This window comes from Pseudomonas lurida (genome assembly GCF_013522705.1).
GTDB classification, from domain to species: domain Bacteria; phylum Pseudomonadota; class Gammaproteobacteria; order Pseudomonadales; family Pseudomonadaceae; genus Aquipseudomonas; species Aquipseudomonas quebecensis.
Genome location: NZ_JAAMRE010000024.1, coordinates 1 through 19,910 on the forward strand (window position 1 = coordinate 1; position 19,910 = coordinate 19,910).

16 protein-coding genes are annotated in these 19,910 nt (G+C 62.0%); 4 read left to right on the forward strand and 12 right to left on the reverse strand.

Annotation, left to right across the window (positions count from 1 at the left end; genetic code table 11):
- Positions 1–214: 214 nt before the first annotated feature.
- Positions 215–2,740 (reverse strand): PepSY domain-containing protein, encoded by a 2,526-nt coding sequence (locus tag G7025_RS18590; protein WP_181080579.1) that lies wholly within the window; start codon positions 2,738–2,740, stop codon positions 215–217.
- A 128-nt stretch (positions 2,741–2,868) separates the two neighbouring features.
- A complete protein-coding gene (locus G7025_RS18595; protein ID WP_181080580.1) occupies positions 2,869–5,169 on the reverse strand; it encodes a TonB-dependent receptor in 2,301 nt (766 codons plus the stop codon).
- Between the two features lie 205 nt (positions 5,170–5,374).
- Here G7025_RS18595 and G7025_RS18600 point away from each other — a divergent pair, with 205 nt between their 5' ends.
- Together G7025_RS18600 and G7025_RS18605 are read left to right on the forward strand one after the other, a co-directional pair.
- Positions 5,375–6,055, forward strand: a complete 681-nt coding sequence (locus G7025_RS18600) for a Fe2+-dependent dioxygenase (RefSeq protein ID WP_181080581.1) — start codon at positions 5,375–5,377, stop codon at positions 6,053–6,055.
- A 1-nt stretch (position 6,056) separates the two neighbouring features.
- Positions 6,057–6,803 (forward strand): tetratricopeptide repeat protein, encoded by a 747-nt coding sequence (locus G7025_RS18605; protein ID WP_181080582.1) that lies wholly within the window; start codon positions 6,057–6,059, stop codon positions 6,801–6,803.
- Between the two features lie 35 nt (positions 6,804–6,838).
- On the opposite strand, the gene G7025_RS18610 is transcribed toward G7025_RS18605, so the two are convergent.
- The 5 genes from G7025_RS18610 to G7025_RS18630 all read right to left on the reverse strand — a co-directional run bounded on the left by G7025_RS18610 (position 6,839) and on the right by G7025_RS18630 (position 11,886).
- Entirely contained in the window at positions 6,839–8,002 is a 1,164-nt protein-coding gene (locus G7025_RS18610) for a type III PLP-dependent enzyme (RefSeq protein WP_014716890.1), read from the reverse strand.
- A gap of 397 nt (positions 8,003–8,399) precedes the next feature.
- Complete coding sequence (locus G7025_RS18615; protein ID WP_181080583.1) at positions 8,400–9,557, reverse strand: osmoprotectant ABC transporter ATP-binding protein OsmV; 1,158 nt, start codon at positions 9,555–9,557, stop codon at positions 8,400–8,402.
- Entirely contained in the window at positions 9,554–10,207 is a 654-nt protein-coding gene (locus G7025_RS18620) for an ABC transporter permease (RefSeq protein WP_115129013.1), read from the reverse strand. The genes G7025_RS18615 and G7025_RS18620 overlap by 4 nt, the downstream gene beginning before the upstream one ends.
- Before the next feature lie 12 nt (positions 10,208–10,219).
- On the reverse strand, positions 10,220–11,113 hold the full coding sequence (locus G7025_RS18625) for a glycine betaine ABC transporter substrate-binding protein (protein WP_181080584.1): 894 nt from the start codon (positions 11,111–11,113) through the stop codon (positions 10,220–10,222).
- Between the two features lie 20 nt (positions 11,114–11,133).
- A complete protein-coding gene (locus tag G7025_RS18630; RefSeq protein WP_258197709.1) occupies positions 11,134–11,886 on the reverse strand; it encodes an ABC transporter permease in 753 nt (250 codons plus the stop codon).
- 296 nt (positions 11,887–12,182) lie between these two features.
- Between G7025_RS18630 and G7025_RS18635 the strand changes: the two genes are divergently transcribed.
- Positions 12,183–13,766, forward strand: a complete 1,584-nt coding sequence (locus tag G7025_RS18635; RefSeq protein WP_181080586.1) for a peptide chain release factor 3 — start codon at positions 12,183–12,185, stop codon at positions 13,764–13,766.
- Between the two features lie 176 nt (positions 13,767–13,942).
- On the forward strand, positions 13,943–14,188 hold the full coding sequence (locus G7025_RS18640) for a hypothetical protein (protein ID WP_181080587.1): 246 nt from the start codon (positions 13,943–13,945) through the stop codon (positions 14,186–14,188).
- 90 nt (positions 14,189–14,278) lie between these two features.
- Here G7025_RS18640 and G7025_RS18645 read toward each other — a convergent pair whose 3' ends face one another.
- The 5 genes from G7025_RS18645 to G7025_RS18665 form a co-directional block, all read right to left on the reverse strand.
- Positions 14,279–15,250 carry a peptide ABC transporter ATP-binding protein gene (locus G7025_RS18645; protein WP_181080588.1) on the reverse strand — a complete coding sequence of 324 codons (972 nt, stop codon included), beginning with the start codon at positions 15,248–15,250 and terminating at the stop codon, positions 14,279–14,281.
- Complete coding sequence (locus tag G7025_RS18650) at positions 15,250–16,218, reverse strand: ABC transporter ATP-binding protein (RefSeq protein WP_181080589.1); 969 nt, start codon at positions 16,216–16,218, stop codon at positions 15,250–15,252. Before G7025_RS18650 ends, G7025_RS18645 begins: the two co-directional genes overlap by 1 nt.
- A gap of 10 nt (positions 16,219–16,228) precedes the next feature.
- On the reverse strand, positions 16,229–17,140 hold the full coding sequence (locus tag G7025_RS18655) for an ABC transporter permease subunit (protein ID WP_003188486.1): 912 nt from the start codon (positions 17,138–17,140) through the stop codon (positions 16,229–16,231).
- 10 nt (positions 17,141–17,150) lie between these two features.
- Positions 17,151–18,161 (reverse strand): ABC transporter permease subunit, encoded by a 1,011-nt coding sequence (locus G7025_RS18660; RefSeq protein WP_025856266.1) that lies wholly within the window; start codon positions 18,159–18,161, stop codon positions 17,151–17,153.
- Positions 18,162–18,237: 76 nt separating this feature from the next.
- Complete coding sequence (locus G7025_RS18665; RefSeq protein ID WP_181080590.1) at positions 18,238–19,833, reverse strand: ABC transporter substrate-binding protein; 1,596 nt, start codon at positions 19,831–19,833, stop codon at positions 18,238–18,240.
- Between the last annotated feature and the right edge of the window lie 77 nt (positions 19,834–19,910).

Below are 19,910 nucleotides of genomic sequence, written 5' to 3' on the forward strand. Positions count from 1 at the left end.
TGGGAGGGGGCTTGCCCCCGATGACGGTGTGACAGTCATTTATCAGACGAGCGATCCACCGCTATCGGGGGCAAGCCCCCTCCCACAGTGGATCGCGCGGCGTTCCAGGATTTCGAGCCGTTCCGGGGGTTTGTCGCCGGGCCTGAAATGGTGTTCGAAAAAGCGCCACCGGCACAGAACACTGACTTGAGATGCAATCCCACATTGGGTGACCTCAGTAGACGTCGCGGCGATAGCGGCCTTGTTCGATCAAGCGCTCCATCGCCTCACGGCCGAGGATATCCACCAGCGCCTGATCCACCCCGGCAGCCATCCCCTGCAAGCTGCCGCACACATAAATCGCCGCGCCATCGGCCAGCCATCGGCGCAGTACATCCGCCGACTCGCGCAGGCGATCCTGCACGTAGATTTTCTCTGCCTGATCGCGGGAGAACGCCAGGTCCAACAGCGCCAGATCGCCGCTGGCCAGCCAGCCTTGCAGCTCGTCCCGGCACAGGTAGTCGTGGGCGATATTGCGTTCGCCGAACACCAGCCAGTTGCGCTGCTGGCCTTGGGCAATGCGCGCTTTAAGCAAGCTGCGCAGGCCGGCCAGCCCGGTGCCGTTGCCCAGCAGGATCAGCGGCACCGGCGCGTCCGGCAGGTGGAAGCCACTGTTGCGTCGCAGACGCAGGCTGATCGCGCCGCCGAGGGGCGCGTGTTCGGTGAGCCAGCCCGAGCCCAGGCCCAGGCGGCCGTCGGCGTGGCGTTCCTGACGTACGATCAATTCGAGCACACCGTCGCCGGCAATCGAGGCGATGGAGTATTCGCGCATGCCCAGCGGCACCAAGGCGTCCACCAGCGCCTGGGCGTGCAGGCCGACCAGGTGCGCGCGGTTGTCCGGCAACTGGCGAGTGGCCAGGGCCCGGTCGAGGGTTTGTGCCAGCCCTTCGATCAGTACGCCGTCGCTGCCTTGCAGGCCCAGGCCCGCCAGAAAGTGCTCGACTGCCGACGGGGCGTTGCGCGGCAGGATTTCCACCAGGTCGCCGGCGTCCCACTGCTGCGACGACGTCGACGTGAGGCCCAGCAGGTACACGCCCGCGCCGACGCTGCCGGGGTTGAGCAGGGTGCGCTGGCTCAGTGTCCAGTGTTCGTACTGGGTGCTTGGCCAGGCGGCGGCCGGGGCGTGGCCGGTCAGTTCGCCCAACTGTTGCTGCCAGTGCAGCAATGCGTGGGTGTCGCCGCTGTCCACTTCCACCGGGGCGAATAACGCTGTGCCGCCCTGGTTGGTCAGCCAGAAATGCAGACGCCGGGCGAAGCCGCAAAAGTGCGGGTATTGGCGATCGCCGAGGGCCAGCACCGAATAGTTCAAGCCCTTGAGCGACAGGCCCTGGCCGAGCACGCTGCGCTCGAAGCCACGGGCATTGTCGGGCGCTTCACCGTCGCCGAAGGTGCTGACCACGAACAGCGCGTTGTGCGCCTGGCGCAGCTCATCCGCGCTGACGCTGCCCAGCGCCTGCACTTTCACCGGCAGGCCGGCAGCCTGCAGTTGCCCGGCGGTCTGCCAGGCCAGTTGTTCGGCGAAACCGCTCTGGCTGGCAAAGCCGATCAGCCACGCCGAGGCATCGCTGGGGTTGGCGCCGAGGCGCTGGCGAGCGTCGCGCACCTGGCGTTTTTTGCGACGGCGATCCAGGTACAGCAACCAGCCGGTGATGAAGAACAACGGCATCAACAGTGAACTGACGGTCAGCACGATCCGCCCGATCAAGCCAAAGTAGCTGCCGGTGTGCAGTGCATAAATGCTGGTCAGTAACTGAGCCTTGAGGCTCTTGCCGGCGTAGCGATCATGGGATTGGACCTCGCCGGTGGCCGGGTCCAGGTTGATCTGGTTGAGCGCGCGGTCATGGGGCGAGTCGCTCAGCAGGTAATACACGGTAGCCGGTTGCCCGGCAGCGCCAGGCATGCGGATGTTGTAGGCGCTCAGGTCAGGACCGGCGTTGCTGTAGAGGCTGCTCCAGATTGCGTCGTAGTTGGCCACCGGTGCCGGGCCTGCGGGCGCTGGGCCGCGCGTGCGTACCCGTTCGTTCTGCGGGGTGTCGGACAGCAGTTGGGTCAGCCCTCGGCTGTACCAGTCGTAGGACCAGAACAACCCGGTGAGCGCCGCCAACAGGTAAAACAGCAGGCACCAGGTGCCGAACACTGAGTGCAGGTCCCAATTGAAGCTGCGGCCCTTTTTGCGCCAGTCCAGGGTCAGCCAGGCGCGCCAGTTCGCGACCTGGCGCGGCCAGCGCAGGTACAGGCCGGAGAGGCAGAAGAACACCAGGATCAGGGTGCAGGCGCCGGTGATCTGCCGGCCGGTTTCGCCGATGGCGAGGAAGCGGTGCAGTTGCAGGATAAAACCCAACACATCCTGGCCGACGGCGTCGCCCAGGTACTCGCCGGTGTACGGGTCGAAGTAGCGCATCGGGCCACGCCGTTCACCCGGCGGCGGGGTGAAGGCCACGCGCGCGGCATTGCCGCTGTCGCGCTCTACCCACAGCATGGCGACGGTCTTGCCTTCGACGGCTTCGAGCTTGCGCACCAGTTCGGCCGGCGGCAGCACGCCGGCTTCGCGTTTTTGCACGTGCAGGACGCTGGGGTTGAGAGCCCGCAGTATTTCATCCTGGAACGACACGGCCGCTCCGGTGATCCCCATCAAGGCCAGCACCAGCCCGGCAGTAATGCCGAAAAACCAGTGCAACTGAAACAGGGTTTTCTTCAACACGTCGGACCGCCTCGTTCATCGGGATATAAGTGCCACGGCGCGCATTATGCCGTGGGTTGTCGAGAAACTTTGTTGTTTAACACGCAAAAGCCCCACGCATCCGATGCGTGGGGCTCAGGGCCGAGCGTTTAGAAATGGAAGCTGGTGGTCAGTAGCGCCGTGCGACCGGCGGCCTGGTTGGCGAAGTGCGCGGAGTAAGCCTTATCGTAGTAGACCTTATCGGTCAGGTTCTGCACGTTCAGTTGCAAGTCGACGTTCTTGGTCAGCTTGTAGCTGGCCATGGCGTCGTAGCGGGTATAGGACGGCACATACACGGTGTTGCCCACGTCGCCGTAAACCTGGTCGACATAGAACGCGCCGCCGCCAACGGTGAACTTGGGTGTAAGGGCATAGGTGGTCCACAGGCTGAAGGTGTTCTTCGGCGTGTTGGGCATCTGGTTGCCTTCGTTGGAACCGGCGCTGATCACTCCGTTGCGACCGTTACGGCCAGCCTTGACCAGTTCGCTGTCCAGGTAGCTGTAGCCGGCGAACACTTGCCATTGCTCGGTGATTTTGCCGCTGGCGGACAATTCCACGCCGTCGACCCGCGACTCGCCGGCGTTCTGGTAGGTGAGGGCGTCCACCAGAATGCGGGTGTTTTTCTTCTCGGTGCGGAATACGGCGGCGGTCAGCGAAAGGCGGTCGTGGAACAGGTCCCACTTGGTGCCCAGCTCATAGTTGACGGTTTCTTCCGGTTGCAGATCGCTGGTGGCCGCGCCGGCGGACAGCGGGTTGCCGTCCGAGCCTTCGCCGACCAGGCCGCCGGGCGGGGTGGCCGAGGTGGCGTAGGAGGCATAGATGCTGCCGTTTTCCAGCGGTTTCCAGACCAGACCGGCCTGCCAGTTGAAGAATTGGCTGTCGTCCTTGATTTTGCTGCGTGCCTTGACCGTCGCACTAGGCACCGCATTGGTGTTGGCTTCGGTGTCGAAAGTGTCGTAGCGCAGGCCGACGTTAAGCAGCCATTTCGGGTCCAGTTCGATAGTGTCGAACACGTACGCGGCGCGGCTGGTGGCTTTGGTGTTGGTGCCGTTGTAGTTGCGCGCGACGGAACCGGTCCAGGCGTCGTCCGGGTTCGGGTTGCTCAATGAGGTGCATTGGCCGCCCAGGCCGCCTTTGGCCGGCGTGCACACCGGATTCGCGTTCGGGCTCACGGTGTAGCTGCTGACGCGGGTTTCTTCACCGGTGAATTCCAGGCCGGTGGAGTAGGTGTTTTTGAAGCCCAGGGCCTGGAAGCTGCCGAACAGGTCGGTCTGGTTGGTGGTCGTGGTGGTGGTGGATACACGCGAATTGGCCCGGCGCCACACGGTGCCGAACTTGTTCACGTTGAGTTTGCTGTCGTCGGGCTGGGTCAGCACGTAGTCCTGGCCGGTACTGCCGTGGCGCAGGGTGTTTTTCAGCGTCATGTTGTCGTTCAGGTCGTGCTCGATGGAGAACGTGCTGATGTCGGCGCGGGTCTTGCGGAAATCGCGGTCTTTGAGGCCGTAGAAGTTATTGCTGTCGCCGCCGTCGTTGGGTTTGTCGTGGACGTGGGCGGTGGCGGTGGCCGAACCGTAGCCGTAGGGAATCCCCGAGTCCGGCAGGTCGTCGCTTTCCAGGTGGTAGTAGCTGAGGTTGACGCGGGTGGGGGTGCCCAGGCCGAAGGTCAGCGAGGGCGCCACGCCCCAGCGGTCGTAATTGACCGCGTCGCGCCCGGCCACGTTCTGTTCGTGGCTCATCAGGTTCAGGCGGAATGCGGCGCTGTCGTCGAGGAACTGGCGGTTCACGTCGAGCACGTAGCGGCGGGTCTGGTCGGAACCGTAGGTGAAACCGCCGTTGGTGAAGTCCCGTGCCTGCGGGGTTTTGCTCACCAGGTTGAGGCTGCCACCGGCCGAGCCGCGTCCGCCGAAGGAAGAGTTCGGGCCTTTGCTGACTTCGATGGACTCGATGTCGAAAATCTCACGGCTCTGGCCGCCGGTGTCGCGCACGCCGTCCAGGTAGGTGTCGCCCTGTGCATCGAAACCGCGGATGAAGGGACGATCGCCCTGAGGGTTGCCGCCTTCACCGGCGCCGAAAGTGATGCCGGGTACGGTGCGCAAGGCATCCTGCAACGAGGTGGCGGCGGTGTCCTTGAGCACTTGTTGCGGCACTACCGTGACCGAGCGCGGCGTATCCACCAGCGGCGCGGTGTATTTCTGTGACGCGGCTTTTTCTACCTGGTACGAGGTAGTGTCCTGCTCTTCGCCGGTGATGCTGGTGGCGCCCAGGGAGATGCTGTTGCGCTGGCTTTTTTGCTCAGTGTCCTCGGCCGCCTGTGCCAAGTGGGTCACCGTCGTGGCGCCAAGGGCAACGCCGATGGCCGAGGCCAGCAAACGTGGTGAACTGGCCGGAATTTTTTGTGCAGTGCGCGACATGTCGTGTCCTTTCCCCAAGGATGTAAGGCGGCGGAATATAGGGTGAACACGACTTTCTATCAATTGCGATACATTGCTAATTGCATTGAATTTACATTCTTTACACTTTTACCTTACGGTTTTTACGCGTTCATCCGTCTCCGGGTTTTACAGCGTTGATAAGAATCAATATCATTGGCGCCCCTCCGCACCCAGGTACCACCCCATGCTGCTGCACATTCCCGGCCTGTTCTCCCGCGAGGAGGTGCAACGCATTCGCCTGGCCCTGGAAGACGCCGATTGGGCCGACGGTAAAATCACCGCCGGGCACCAGTCCGCCAAGGCCAAGCACAACCTGCAATTGCCCGAAGGCCATCCCTTAGCCAAGGAAATCGGCGCGGCGATGCTCGAACGTCTGTGGCAAAACCCGTTGTTCATGTCGGCGGCGTTACCGCACAAAGTCTTTCCACCGTTGCTCAACTGCTACACCGCCGGCGGCAGTTTCGACTTTCATATCGATAACGCCGTGCGCCAACCCAAGGGCAGCCCTGAGCGCGTGCGCACCGATTTGTCGTCCACCGTGTTTTTCAGCGACCCCGACGACTACGACGGCGGTGAACTGGAGATCCAGGACACCTTCGGCCTGCAGCGAGTCAAGTTGCCGGCCGGCGATATGGTGCTGTACCCCGGTTCCAGCCTGCACAAAGTCAACCCTGTGACCCGAGGCGCGCGATACGCCTCATTCTTCTGGACCCAGAGCCTGGTGCGTGAAGACAGCCAGCGCACGCTGCTGTTCGAGATGGACGGCGCGATCCAGCAACTGACCCGCGATGTGCCCGATCATCCGGCGCTGATTCAGCTCACCGGCACCTACCACAACCTGTTGCGCCGCTGGGTCGAGGTCTGAGATGAGTTTCCTGTTGCGTCGCCAGGAAGTGCTCACGGTCGAGCAGTTGCAGAACATGCTCGACGGCTCCCCGGTGCGGGCTGCCCAGGCGATTCTGATCGCGGCGAAGGAGGGCGTGGTCGATGCCCAGGCCTTGCTCGGGCAAATCCTGCTGGAAGGCCGTGGCATTGCCCGCGATGAAGCGCTGGCGCTGCGCTGGTTCCGCATCGCGGCGCAGGGCGGTCACCGCATGGCGCGCAATATGGTCGGCCGTTGCCTGGAGCACGGCTGGGGTTGCGCGGCCGATGCGGTGGCAGCGGCACAGCACTACCGTCTGGCCGCCGAGGCGGGGCTGGATTGGGGGCAATACAACTACGCGAATCTGCTGGCGACCGGCCGCGGTGTGGTTGAGGATCAGGCGCAGGCACTGGCCTTTTATCGTCGGGCGGCGGAGCAAGGCCACGCCAAATCGATGAACCTGCTGGGGCGCTATCTGGAAGACGGCCAGTATTGTGCGAGGGACCTGGAGGCCGCCGTCGACTGGTATCGGCGCTCGGCCGAAGGTGGGGATTTTCGCGGGCAGTTCAGTTATGCGGCGGTGCTGGCCGACAGGGGCCAGGTCGAGACAGCGCTGCAGTGGTTGCGCAAGGCGTTGGCGGGCGGAAATCTCAAGTTCCTGCGAACGGCCCATAAGGCCTTGGCTGCGGCGAGTGATCCGCAGGTTCGAGCGATGGCCGAGGCGTATCGACAGCGTGCCGCGACGCTCTGATCGTTCCCGCCTTGGGAACGATCAGAAGCGGCGGATCAGACGTAGAACGACTTCAGCGGCGGAAACCCATTGAACTCAACCGCGCTGTAGCTGGTGGTGTACGCGCCGGTGGACAACCAGTACAAACGATCACCGATCGCCAGGTTCAGCGGCAGGCCGTACTTGTAGTTTTCATACATGATATCGGCGCTGTCGCAGGTCGGGCCGGCGATGACCACTTCTTCCATCTCGCCTTTCTTTTCGGTCCAGATCGGGAACTTGATGGCTTCGTCCATGGTTTCGATCAGGCCCGAGAACTTGCCCACGTCCGTGTATACCCAACGCTCGACGGCGGTGCGGGATTTACGCGCCACCAGCACCACTTCGCTGACCAGGATGCCGGCGTTGGCGATCAACGAACGGCCGGGTTCCAGGATGATTTCCGGCAGGTCATCACCGAAATCTTCCTTGAGGAAGCGGATGATTTCCTCGGCGTAGGTTTCCAGGCTGTTGGTGCGGGTGATGTAGTTGGCCGGGAAGCCGCCGCCCATGTTGATCAGCTTGAGGTGGATGCCGTCTTCTTCCTTCAGGCGCTCGAAGATCACTTTGACCTTGGCGATGGCCGCGTCCCACACGCTGATATCGCGTTGCTGCGAGCCGACGTGGAACGAGATGCCGTAAGGCACCAGGCCAAGGTCGCGGGCCAGGATCAGCAGGTCCATGGCCATGTCGGTCTGGCAACCGAATTTGCGCGACAGCGGCCAGTCGGCGGTGGTCGAGCCTTCGGTGAGAATGCGCACATACACTTTCGAACCCGGCGCGGCCTTGGCGATGTTGCGCAGGTCGGCTTCGGAGTCGGTGGAGAACAGACGCACGCCCTTCTCATAGAAGTAGCGGATGTCCTTGGATTTCTTGATGGTGTTGCCGTAGCTGATGCGGTCGGCGCTGACGCCGCGGTCCATGACCTTGTCCAACTCGTAGATCGACGCGATATCGAAGCTCGAGCCTTTGTCTTTCAACAGGTCGATGATCTCGACGGCCGGGTTGGCCTTGACCGCGTAATAAACCTTGGCGAATTCGAAACCGGCGCGCAGGTCATCGTAGGCCTGGCTGATCATCGCGGTGTCGATCACCACGAACGGGGTTTCTTGCTTGTCGGCGAACGCCTTCATTTTGTCAAAAGTGGCGCGCGCGAAATAATCTTCGACGTTGATCGACATGCTGGGAACTCCTAAGGGCAAACTGTATTGATCAATGGGTACAACTGAACGTCCTCCGTATCCCCACTTTGGTTCGCCTACTTCCCAAGGCATGTCGCCGAAAGCAAAAAGGCCATGGGATAAGCTGCCCTTGGCCTTGCTGTCTCGTCGTCAGTACTTGAGCCGGATGGATCGTTTCCAGCATGGACGTTCGGCGCGAACTTTAGGGCGTGAGGGGCCATAGATCAACTAAAAATGTCGCGTTTCTGCACGCGTTCGTCGCGCTGCGTTGTGCAGCTACTTATGTAACCGACCGGTGTGACGGATTGATGTTCCCCGGATGGGAGTAATTGAAGGGATTTCCCTGACAGATCACGGACCCAATGTGGGAGGGAGCAAGCCCCCTCCCCACATAAGATCAGGCCAGGGCGGTCTCGGCAGGGGAGACGATGCTGGTCTTGCCCCCACGGGACTTACCGGAACTCAGGTACTCGGCAATCGACTCCTGGGTCACTTCACCCAGGAACACCCGCTCGGCATCCATCACCGGCAACCACGAGCGGTTGAACTCGTACATGCGCGACAACAGGATGCGCAAGTGCTCGTCGTACGCTGCGGTAGCGTTGAACTCGCGCAGGTATTGGCCGCAGGTGCCGGTCTGACGATGCAGGTCGCGACGGCGCACATAGCCCAGTGCCTTGTTCTCGGCGCAGGTCACCACCACATAGCGACGGTCCAGTTCGTCCATCAACTCCAGGGCTTCGGCCACCGGGGTTTCCGGGCTTACCGACGGAGCGTTGTCCGCCGCGTCTTCGGCCTTGACCAGCAGCAGGCGCTTGAGGGTGCTGTCCTGGCCCACGAAGTTGCTGACGAACTCGTCGGCCGGATGTGCCAGCAACGTGTCCGGGTGGTCGATCTGCAACAGCTTGCCGGCGCGGAAAATCGCAATCTTGTCGCCCAGCTTGATGGCTTCGTCGATGTCGTGGCTGACCATGATCACCGTCTTGTTCAGCGCCCGTTGCATCTCGAAAAACTCGTTCTGGATCATCTCGCGGTTGATCGGGTCGACCGCGCCGAAGGGCTCGTCCATCAGCAGCAACGGCGCATCCGCCGCCAGCGCGCGGATCACCCCGATGCGCTGCTGCTGGCCGCCGGACAGTTCACGCGGGTAGCGGTGCAGGTACTGCTTGGGTTCGAGCTTGATCATGCTCATCAACTCGCGGGCGCGGTCGTGGCATTTCTGCTTGTCCCAGCCGAGCAACTTGGGCACAACCACGATGTTTTCTTCGATGGTCATGTTGGGGAACAGGCCGATCTGCTGGATCACGTAGCCGATGTTACGGCGCAGGGTCACTTCGTCCAGGTCGGTGGTGTCTTCGCCGTTGATCAGGATCTTGCCCGAGGTGGGTTTGATCAGGCGATTGATCATCTTCAGCGTGGTGCTTTTGCCGCAGCCCGAAGGGCCGAGGAATACGCAAATCTCGCCTTCGTTGACGGTCAGGCTCACGTCGTTCACGGCCGAAACAGTTTTGCCGTTGCTTTGAAAAGTCTTGGTCAGGTTTTGAAGTTCGATCATTTGAGTAGTCCTTTTGGAGTCAGCGAGCGTTGCAGCCATTGCAGAAGCAGGTCGGCGAAGATGGCCAGCAGGCTGACCAGCACGGCGCCGACGATCAGCATCGACATGTCGCTGCGGCTGATGGAGGCCAGAATCAGTACACCCAGGCCACCGGCGCCGATGGTGGCGGCGATGGTCATCACACCGATGTTCATCACCACCGCGGTGCGCACCCCGGCCAGAATCACCGGCACCGCGATCGGCAACTCGACCATGCGCAGGCGCTGGCCGAAGGTCATGCCGATGCCTTTGGCGGCTTCGCGAATGCCCGGTTCCACGCCGGTAAGGGCCAGGTAGGTGTTACGCATGATCGGCAACAAGGAGTAGAGGAACACGGCGGTGATTGCCGGCATCGGCCCCAGGCCCTGACCGAACTTGGAGTAGAACGGCAGCAGCAGGCCGAACAGGGCGATGGACGGCACGGTCAGCAACACCGTGGCGCTGGCCTGCAGCGGGCCGGCAAGCGTCGGGAAGCGCGTCATCAGCACGCCCAGGGGCACGCCGACGACGATTGCCAGAACGACTGCGATGCCAACCAGGGTGATGTGCTGCCAGGTCAGGTGCAGGACTTGGGCCCAATCAAGATGGGAAAAGGCGTTCAGGAATTCCATGTCTTCTCCTCGTTAGTTGATCGGATGCTGGCGCAGGAAGTCGGCGGCCACGGCGGACGGGCTTTCGTGGTCGACGTCGACGCGAGCATTGAGTTGACGCATGGTTTCGTCGTCGAACAGCGCGGCCAGCGGCTTGAGGTCGGCGGCCAGTTGCGGGTGCGCGTCCAGGTAGGCCTGGCGTACCACCGGTGCGGCGGTGTAGTCCGGGAAGTAGTGCTTGTCGTCCGCCAGCAGTTTTAATTTGAAGGCGTTCAGGCGCCCGTCGGTGGTGTAGACCAGGCCGGCGAACACTTGGCCATTACGCAGCGCGGTGTAGACCAGGCCAGCGTCCATTTGCCGTGTGTTTGCGCGGGTCAGGTTCATCTCATACAGCTTGACCATGCCGGCCAGACCGTCGGAGCGGTTGGCGAACTCGGTGTCCAGCGCGACCAGGCGATGTTCCCGGGTGTTTTCCGCCATCGCCTTGGTGAGGTCGCTGATGCTGTTGATCTCGGGATGTTCCTGCGCGACCTTCTGCGGCAGCGCCAGGGCGTAGGTATTGCTGAAGCGCGAAGGCGACAGCCAGACCAGGCCCTTTTTCGCGTCGAGTTCCTTGACCCGAGCGTAGGACTGTTCGCTGTCGAGTTTCTCGTCGATATGGTTGTAGGCCACCAGCGACACACCGGTGTATTCCCAGATCAGGTCCAACTGCCCGCTTTCCTGGGCACTGCGCGCCAGATTGCTGCCCAGGCCGCCGGTGACGCGGGCGTCATAGCCTTTGGTGTTGAGGTATTGGGAGGTGATTTCGGCGAGCAGAGTCTGTTCGGTGAACACCCGCGCGCCGATACGGATCACCGGTTTTTCGGCGGCTTGCGCAAACCCTGCGCACAGCAGGATGCAGCTCAGTATCAGTGTCAGCTTTTTCATGTGAATTCCTTTGCCAAGCCTTAAGACGGACGCAACCCGCGTTCCAGCCAGAGGCGGCTGGCCATGGTCACCAGACCGTCCAGCAACAAGGCCAGCAACGCGGTGCACGCAGCGCCGAGCAGCAGTTGCGGCTGGTTGTTCAGGGCGATGCCGGGAAAGATCAGGCTGCCCAGGCTGTTGGCGCCGATCAGAAACGCCAGGGGCGCGGTGCCCACATTGATCGCCAGCGCGACGCGCACGCCGCCGATGATGATCGGCACGGCGTTGGGCAACTCCACGCGAAACAACACCTGGCGCGGGGTCATGCCGATGCCGGTGGCGGCTTCCTTGAGCGAGCCTTGAACGTTTTTCAGGCCTTCGTAAGTGTTGCGCACGATGGGCAGGAGGGAGGCGAGGAACAGCGCGAAGATAGCCGGGCCGCTGCCGATGCCGAGGACGCCGAGGGCGATGGCCAGTACGGCCAGGGGAGGGACGGTGTTGCCGATGTTGAAGATCTGCATGAAACGTTCTGCGCGCCCGACCATGTGCGGTCGACTGAGCAGGATACCGGCGGGGATGCCCACAACGAGGGCCGCCAGCATGGAGACTAGAACGAGAACTAAGTGAGCTTGCAGGTAAAACAACAAATCGTCGCGGTACAACTCGATCGTGTTGATGCCGATCCAGTGGATCAGCAGGGCCAGGAGCGCGACGACAAACGCACCTCCTATCAGCCCTTTGCCATAGCGAATAGCCACAGGCGGACTCCTTTTTTCTTCTGTCGACGAACACATTCCTGCGTGGCATGCCATGGCTGGCTGTCAGCGGAAAGTGAACGCGAAATGCAGCTCGCCAATACCGTCAAAAGCGGTATGAGTTCGAGCCATAAGCGCAGCCTCGTCAGGCTAACTTGCTGATTTTTCAGCCCCTGTTACGAGTGCGATAGCAGGGGAGTGGACGTCTGCACCTTTTAAAAGGTTCCACACTTGGCACCATTTAGCCACCCCTGATCGGGTGAACGGTGGTCCGTCACCTTGGGTTTGCGCTATACTCGCCGCCCTTTTTTGACTCACCTGCCAGGCGATTTCCCATGACCCACCAGGCCGCCGAAGTCGCGAAACGCCGCACTTTCGCCATTATTTCCCACCCCGATGCCGGTAAAACCACTATCACCGAGAAGCTCTTGCTGATGGGCAAGGCAATCGCGGTGGCCGGCACGGTGAAATCGCGCAAATCCGACCGCCATGCCACCTCCGACTGGATGGAAATGGAAAAGCAACGGGGTATCTCCATTACCACGTCGGTCATGCAATTCCCGTATCGCGACCACATGGTCAACCTGCTCGACACCCCGGGCCACGAAGACTTCTCCGAAGACACCTACCGCACCCTCACCGCGGTGGACTCGGCGCTGATGGTGCTGGACGGCGGTAAGGGCGTCGAGCCGCGCACCATCGCGCTGATGGACGTGTGCCGGCTGCGCGATACGCCGATCGTCAGCTTTATCAACAAACTCGACCGCGATATCCGCGACCCGATCGAGCTGCTCGACGAAATCGAAGCCGTATTGAAGATCAAGGCCGCGCCGATCACCTGGCCGATTGGTTGCTACCGCGACTTCAAAGGCGTGTATCACCTGGCCGACGATTACATCATCGTCTACACCGCCGGCCATGGTCACGAACGCACCGATGTGAAAATCATCGAGAAGCTCGACTCCGACGAAGCCCGCGCGCACCTCGGTGACGAGTACGACCGCTTCGTCGATCAGCTGGAGCTGGTGCAGGGCGCCTGCCATGAGTTCAACCAGCAGGAATTCCTCGACGGCCAGTTGACCCCGGTGTTCTTCGGGACCGCCCTGGGCAACTTCGGCGTCGACCATGTACTCGACGCCGTGGTGGACTGGGCGCCGCGCCCGCTGGCCCGCGTGGCCAACGAGCGCACCGTGGAACCGGTGGAGGAGAAATTCACCGGCTTCGTGTTCAAGATCCAGGCGAACATGGACCCCAAGCACCGCGACCGTATCGCCTTCATGCGCATCTGCTCCGGCAAATACGAAAAAGGCATGAAGATGCGCCACGTGCGCACTGGCAAGGACGTGCGCATCGGCGACGCCCTGACGTTCTTCTCCTCCGAGCGTGAACAGCTCGAAGAAGCCTACGCCGGCGACATCATCGGCCTGCACAACCACGGCACCATCCAGATCGGCGACACCTTCACCGAAGGCGAAGCGCTGGGCTTTACCGGTATCCCGCACTTCGCCCCGGAACTGTTCCGCCGCGTGCGCCTGCGCGACCCGCTCAAATCCAAGCAACTGCGCCAAGGCTTGCAGCAACTGGCGGAAGAGGGCGCCACCCAGGTGTTCTTCCCCGAGCGCAGCAACGACATCATCCTCGGCGCCGTAGGTGTGCTGCAGTTCGATGTGGTCGCCAGCCGCTTGAAAGAGGAATACAAGGTCGAATGCTCCTACGAGCCGATCACCGTGTACTCCGCGCGCTGGATCGAATGCGCCGATAAGAAGAAGCTGGAAGAGTTCTCCAACAAAGCCGTGGAAAACCTCGCGCTCGATGGCGGTGGTCACCTGACCTACCTGGCCCCGACCCGCGTCAACCTGGCGCTGATGGAAGAACGCTGGCCGGACGTGAAATTCCGCGCGACCCGCGAGCACCACTAAACAACATGTGGGAGGGGGCTTGCCCCCGATAGCGTAGTGTCAGCTCTGAATGTACTGGCTGACACACTGCCATCGGGGGCAAGCCCCCTCCACATTTACTTCTCCACCAGGCATGGGATTGGCGAGAATCCGGCATCGGGTCTAGCGTTTACCCATCGACTGTCAAGGAGACCACCGTGCCAAAGGCTCAACGCGCCCTATCCCTGCTGTTGCTGGCCGCCCTGTGGCTGACGACCCTCCCGGCACTGGCTGACGCAGGCACGCCCCAGTGGAAAGACACCGGCCCTATCACCAAGAAAAAACAGAAAGAGGTCAATTCCGGCGGCTGGCAACCCCAGGCCCAACCCGCTCCCAAAGAGGACGCAGAAAACCCCTATAACGAGGGGGAAGACAGCGAAACCTACGACGATGGCGACAGTTAGCGTTGCCCAAAAGAAAGCCCCTCCCGCCAGGCTGATGCGCAACCTGATGGGAAGGGCTGTGAAACTCTGCTACTGATCGGTCCGGCGCGCTCAGGCGACGAACTGCTCCGCATAGTGGCAAGCCACCTGACGGTTATCCAACGGCCGCAATTGCGGCTCCTCGGTGCTGCAGCGCTCGGTGGCGTACGGGCAGCGCTTGTGGAACGCGCAACCCGGCGGCGGGTTCAAGGGGTTGGGCAACTCGCCGACGATTTTGATCTTCGGTTTGTTCGGATCCGGATGAATGGTCGGCGTGGCCGACAGCAGCGCCTGAGTGTACGGGTGCAGCGGGCGCGCGTAGATGTCTGCCTTGGGGCCGACTTCCACCGGGCGACCGAGGTACATCACCATCACGTCATCGGCGACGTGCTGCACCACCGCCAGGTTGTGGGAGATGAACACGTAGGCGGTGTTGAACTCCTGCTGCAGGTCCATGAACAGGTTGAGCACCTGGGCCTGGATCGATACGTCCAGTGCGGAGGTAGGTTCATCCGCCACCAGCACTTTGGGTTGCAGCATCATGGCGCGGGCCAGGGCGATGCGCTGGCGCTGGCCACCGGAGAACATGTGCGGGTAGCGCTGATAATGCTCGGGGCGCAGGCCCACTTGCTTCATCATCGCCTGCACTTTCTCGCGGCGTTCAGCGGCGGACAGGTTGGTGTTGATCAGCAACGGCTCGCCCAGTTGATCGCCGACTTTCTGTCTAGGGTTCAGCGAGGCGTAAGGGCTCTGGAACACCATCTGCACGTCTTTGCGCAATTGCTTGCGCTGGGCCTTGTCGGCACCGGCGACTTCCTGGCCGGCGATTTTCAGCGAGCCCGACGACGGCTCTTCAATCAGCGTGAGTGCGCGGGCGAGGGTGGACTTGCCGCAGCCCGACTCGCCGACCACGGCGAGGGTCTTGCCGGCTTCCAGTTCGAACGACACACCATTGAGGGCCCGCACGGTGGCGTGGCCCTTGAACAGGCCACGGGACACTTCGTAGTGACGGGTCAGGTCGCGGGCAGTAAGAACGACGGCCATTACGCCACCTCCTGGTTCAAGGGGTAGAAGCAACGCGCGAGGCTGTTGGTTTTTGGATCGAGGCCCGGGCGCTGGGCGCGGCAGGTTTCCTGCACGTATGGGCAGCGCGGCGACAGCAGGCAACCCTGCGGACGGTCGTAGCGGCCAGGCACGATGCCGGGCAGTGTTGCCAGGCGCGTGGCGCCCAGGCTGTGCTCGGGGATCGCCTTGAGCAGCGCTTCGCTGTAAGGGTGCGCGGGAATATCGAACAGTTGCGGCACCTGGCCGACTTCCACGGCCTGGCCGGCATACATCACGCATACGCGCTGGGCGGTTTCTGCCACCACTGCCAGGTCATGGGTGATCAGTACCAGGCCCATGTTCTGCTCTTTTTGCAGGGCCAGCAGCAGGTCCATGATCTGCGCTTGAATGGTGACGTCCAGCGCCGTGGTCGGTTCGTCGGCGATCAGCAGTTTCGGCTCGCCGGCAATCGCCATGGCAATCGCCACGCGCTGGCTCATACCGCCGGACAACTGGTGCGGGTAGGCATCCATACGGCTGGCGGCGCCTGGGATTTCGACTTTTTCCAGCAGCTCGATGGCGCGTTTGCGTGCCTGTTTGCCGGACATTTTCAGGTGCAGGCGCAGCACTTCTTCGATCTGGAAACCCACGGTGTAGCTGGGGTTGAGCGCGGTCATCGGGTCCTGGAACACCATCGCCAGGTCTTTGCCGACGATCTGGCGGCGTTGACGGTTGCTCAGCTTGAGCATGTCCTTGCCGTCGAAGGTCAGCGCATCGGCGGTGACGATACCGGGGTGCTCGATCAGGCCCATCAGCGCCATCATGGTCACGGATTTCCCCGAACCCGACTCGCCCACGATGGCCAGTACTTCGCCCTTGTCCACGGACAGGTCGAGGCCGTCGACCACCGGCACGGCGGTTGCGTCGCCGAAGCGTACGTTGAGATTCTTGATTTCTAACAGTGACATGGGAATCTCCTCAGGCGGCGTTCTTGAGTTTCGGGTCCAGCGCATCGCGCAGGCCGTCGCCCATCAAGTTGATTGCCAGCACGCTGAGCAAAATGGTCAAACCAGGCAGGCTCACCACCCACCAGGCGCGTTCGATGTAGTCACGGGCCGAAGCCAGCATGGTGCCCCACTCCGGGGTCGGCGGTTGTACGCCAAGGCCGAGGAAGCCCAGGGCCGCGGCATCGAGGATCGCCGAGGAGAAACTCAGGGTGGCCTGTACGATCAGCGGCGCCATGCAGTTGGGCAGCACGGTGATGAACATCAGGCGCGGCAGGCCGGCACCGGCCAGGCGCGCGGCGGTCACGTAGTCACGGTTCAGTTCGCCCATCACCGCGGCGCGGGTCAGACGCACGTAGGACGGCAGCGACACGATGGCGATAGCGATCACGGTGTTGATCAGGCCAGGGCCGAGGATGGCGACAATGGCAACCGCCAGCAGCAGCGACGGCAGCGCCAGCATGATGTCCATCAGGCGCATGATGGTCGGGCCCAGCAGGCGCGGGAAGAACCCGGCAAACAGACCCAGGAGGATGCCCGGGATCAGCGACATCACCACCGACGACAAACCGATCAGCAACGACAGGCGCGAACCCTGGATCAGACGCGAGAGCAGGTCACGGCCCAGTTCGTCGGTGCCCAGCAGAAACTGCATCTGCCCGCCTTCCAGCCACGCCGGCGGGGTGAGCAGGAAGTCGCGGTATTGCTCGCTGGGGTTATGCGGCGCAACCCACGGGGCGAAGATCGCGCAGAACACAATCAGCAACATGAACAGCAGGCCGGCCACCGCGCCTTTGTTCTTGGAAAAGGCTTGCCAGAATTCTTTGTACGGGGACGGGTACAGCAGGCTTTGATCGACTGCTGACACTTGAGTAGGTGTGGTCATGGTCATGATCTCAGCGCTGGTGACGGATGCGTGGGTTGGCGAAGCCGTAGAGGATATCCACCACGAAGTTCACCAGGATCACCAGGCAGGCGATCAGCAGGATGCCGTTCTGCACCACCGGGTAGTCCCGCGCGCCAATGGCTTCGATCAGCCATTTGCCGATGCCGGGCCACGAGAAGATGGTTTCGGTCAGGACCGCGCCGGCCAGCAGGGTGCCGACTTGCAGGCCGACCACGGTCAATACCGGGATCAGCGCGTTGCGCAGGCCGTGTACGAACACCACGCGCGTCGGCGACAGGCCCTTGGCCTTGGCGGTGCGGATGTAGTCTTCGCGCAGCACTTCGAGCATCGACGAACGGGTCATCCGCGCGATCACCGCCAGCGGAATGGTGCCGAGCACGATGGCCGGCAGGATCAGGTGGTGCAGGGCGTCGAAGAACGCGTCCGGCTCGTCGGCCAGCAGGGTGTCGATCAGCATGAAGCCGGTGCGCGGCTCGATGTCGTAGAGCAGGTCGATGCGCCCGGAAACCGGGGTCCAGCCCAGGCTCACCGAGAAGAACATGATCAGGATCAGGCCCCACCAGAAGATCGGCATCGAATACCCCGCCAGGGAGATGCCCATCACCCCATGGTCGAACAGGGATCCTCGCTTGAGTGCCGCGATCACCCCGGCCAACAGGCCCAGGATACCGGCGAACAACAGGGCGGCCATGGACAGTTCCAGGGTCGCGGGGAAGAGGGCGGTGAACTCGGTCCACACGCTGGTACGGGTGCGCAGGGATTCGCCAAGGTCGCCCTGGGCGAGCTTGCCGACATAGTCCAGGTATTGCGCATACAACGGCTTGTTAAGACCAAGGCGTTCCATTGCCTGTGCGTGCATCTCGGGGTCGACGCGGCGTTCGCCCATCATGACTTCTACGGGGTCGCCGGGAATCATGCGTATCAACGCAAACGTCAGCAACGTGATGCCGAAGAACGTGGGGATCAATAACCCCAGTCGGCGGGCAATAAAACTAAACATCTTGTTGTGTACCTCAATCAGCCGGTTAGGCAGGTTCGGCACCGCCCATGTCGACGGTGCCGAGCGTTTTTCTTATTTACTTCACCTGGGTGGTGGCGAAGTTATTAGTGGTCAGAGGGCTTTGGGTAAAGCCTTCGACGTTTTTACGCATGGCGGTAAACATTTTCGGATAGGCCATGGGAATCCACGGCTGGTCTTTCTCGAAAACATCCAGGGCTTGTTCATAGAGTGCGGCGCGCTCAGTGGGTTCAGCGTCAGCGCGGGCCTTGTCGATCAAAGCCTGAAACTCTTTGTTACACCAGCGGGCGTAGTTTTCGCCGTTTTTCGCTGCATCGCAACTCAGGTTTGGCGTGAGGAAGTTATCCGGGTCACCGTTATCGCCGGCCCAGCCCGCAGACACCATATCGTGCTCGCCGGCCTTGGCGCGCTTGAGCATCTCGCCCCATTCCATGACTTTAATGTTCACTTTCAGGCCGATCTGCGCCAGGTCCGCCTGCATGCGCTGGGCGCCGAGCATCGGGTTGGGGTTGGTCGGGCCGCCGCCGTTACGGGTGAACAAGGTGAACTCGGTGCCTTCCGGCACGCCGGCTTCCTTGAGCAGGGCGCGGGCCTTGTCCAGGTCGCGCTCAGGGTTCTTCAACTTATTGTTGAAGCCCAGCAGGGTTGGTGGATACGGGCCGGTGGCGTCGATGGCGTTGCCTTTGCCATAGAGGGATTCGTTGTAGCCTTTCTTGTCGAACGCGATGTTGATCGCGTGGCGCACCCGCGCGTCGCTCATGTACTTGTGGGTGGTGTTCAGGGCGGTGTACGCGGTGGTCATCGCCGCCAGTTCCGCCACTTTCAGGTTCGGGTCGGCCTTCACGCTCGGCACGTCATCGGGCTTGGGATACAGCGCGATCTGACACTCATTGGCCTTGAGTTTTTGCAGGCGCACGTTGTTGTCGGTAGTGATCGCCAGGATCAGCGGATCGGCCGGTGGTTTTCCACGGAAGTATTCCGGGTTGGCCTTGAAGCGCACCTGGGCGTCCTTGGCGTAGCGGTTGAAGATGAACGGGCCGGTGCCGATCGGCTTGCTGTTCAGCTCATCGGTCTTGCCGGCGGCCAGCAGTTTGTCGGCGTATTCGGCGGAGTGGATAGCGGTAAAGGGCATTGCGACATCGGCCAGGAACGGCGCTTCAGGACGAGTCAGCGTGAAGACCACAGTGTGGTCGTCCGTCTTCTCGACGCTTTTGAGCAGTTCCTTGAAGCCCATGCTTTCAAAATAGGGGAACCCGGTGGCGGACTTGTTATGCCAAGGGTGTTTCGGGTCCATCTGGCGATGGAAGCTCCACAGTACGTCGTCGGCATTCAGGTTGCGCGTGGGTTTGAAGTAGTCGGTGGTATGGAACTTGATGTCGTCGCGCAAGTGGAAGGTGTAGGTCAGGCCGTCGTCACTAATTTCCCAGGATTTGGCCAGTGCAGGCACCACTTCGGTAGTACCGGGCTTGAAGTCCACCAGACGGTTGAACATGGTTTCGGCCGCAGCGTCAGCGGTGACGGCGGTGGTGTACAGGACCGGGTCAAAACCCTCCGGGCTGGCTTCGGTGCAGACCACCAGGGGTTTGGCCGATACACCGATGGCCACGCTTAACAGCGCGGCGGCAACGGCAGCTTGTAGCGGGAGCATTTTCATTAAGAGCCCTCTGCAATCGATGGGACCAGACAACGTGGACGGCAGGCTCGTCCTGAGCCTGCCGTCTACCTGGTGCT

Bases quoted from the DNA above. Each gene is read 5' to 3' on its own strand.
- G7025_RS18595 (WP_181080580.1), bottom strand. From the start codon at position 5,169: ATGTCGCGCACTGCACAAAAAATTCCGGCCAGTTCACCACGTTTGCTG.
- G7025_RS18600 (WP_181080581.1), top strand. From the start codon at position 5,375: ATGCTGCTGCACATTCCCGGCCTGTTCTCCCGCGAGGAGGTGCAACGC.
- G7025_RS18605 (WP_181080582.1), top strand. From the start codon at position 6,057: ATGAGTTTCCTGTTGCGTCGCCAGGAAGTGCTCACGGTCGAGCAGTTG.
- G7025_RS18610 (WP_014716890.1), bottom strand. From the start codon at position 8,002: ATGTCGATCAACGTCGAAGATTATTTCGCGCGCGCCACTTTTGACAAA.
- G7025_RS18615 (WP_181080583.1), bottom strand. From the start codon at position 9,557: ATGATCGAACTTCAAAACCTGACCAAGACTTTTCAAAGCAACGGCAAA.
- G7025_RS18620 (WP_115129013.1), bottom strand. From the start codon at position 10,207: ATGGAATTCCTGAACGCCTTTTCCCATCTTGATTGGGCCCAAGTCCTG.
- G7025_RS18625 (WP_181080584.1), bottom strand. From the start codon at position 11,113: ATGAAAAAGCTGACACTGATACTGAGCTGCATCCTGCTGTGCGCAGGG.
- G7025_RS18630 (WP_258197709.1), bottom strand. From the start codon at position 11,886: ATGTGTTCGTCGACAGAAGAAAAAAGGAGTCCGCCTGTGGCTATTCGC.
- G7025_RS18635 (WP_181080586.1), top strand. From the start codon at position 12,183: ATGACCCACCAGGCCGCCGAAGTCGCGAAACGCCGCACTTTCGCCATT.
- G7025_RS18645 (WP_181080588.1), bottom strand. From the start codon at position 15,250: ATGGCCGTCGTTCTTACTGCCCGCGACCTGACCCGTCACTACGAAGTG.
- G7025_RS18650 (WP_181080589.1), bottom strand. From the start codon at position 16,218: ATGTCACTGTTAGAAATCAAGAATCTCAACGTACGCTTCGGCGACGCA.
- G7025_RS18655 (WP_003188486.1), bottom strand. From the start codon at position 17,140: ATGACCACACCTACTCAAGTGTCAGCAGTCGATCAAAGCCTGCTGTAC.
- G7025_RS18660 (WP_025856266.1), bottom strand. From the start codon at position 18,161: ATGTTTAGTTTTATTGCCCGCCGACTGGGGTTATTGATCCCCACGTTC.
- G7025_RS18665 (WP_181080590.1), bottom strand. From the start codon at position 19,833: ATGAAAATGCTCCCGCTACAAGCTGCCGTTGCCGCCGCGCTGTTAAGC.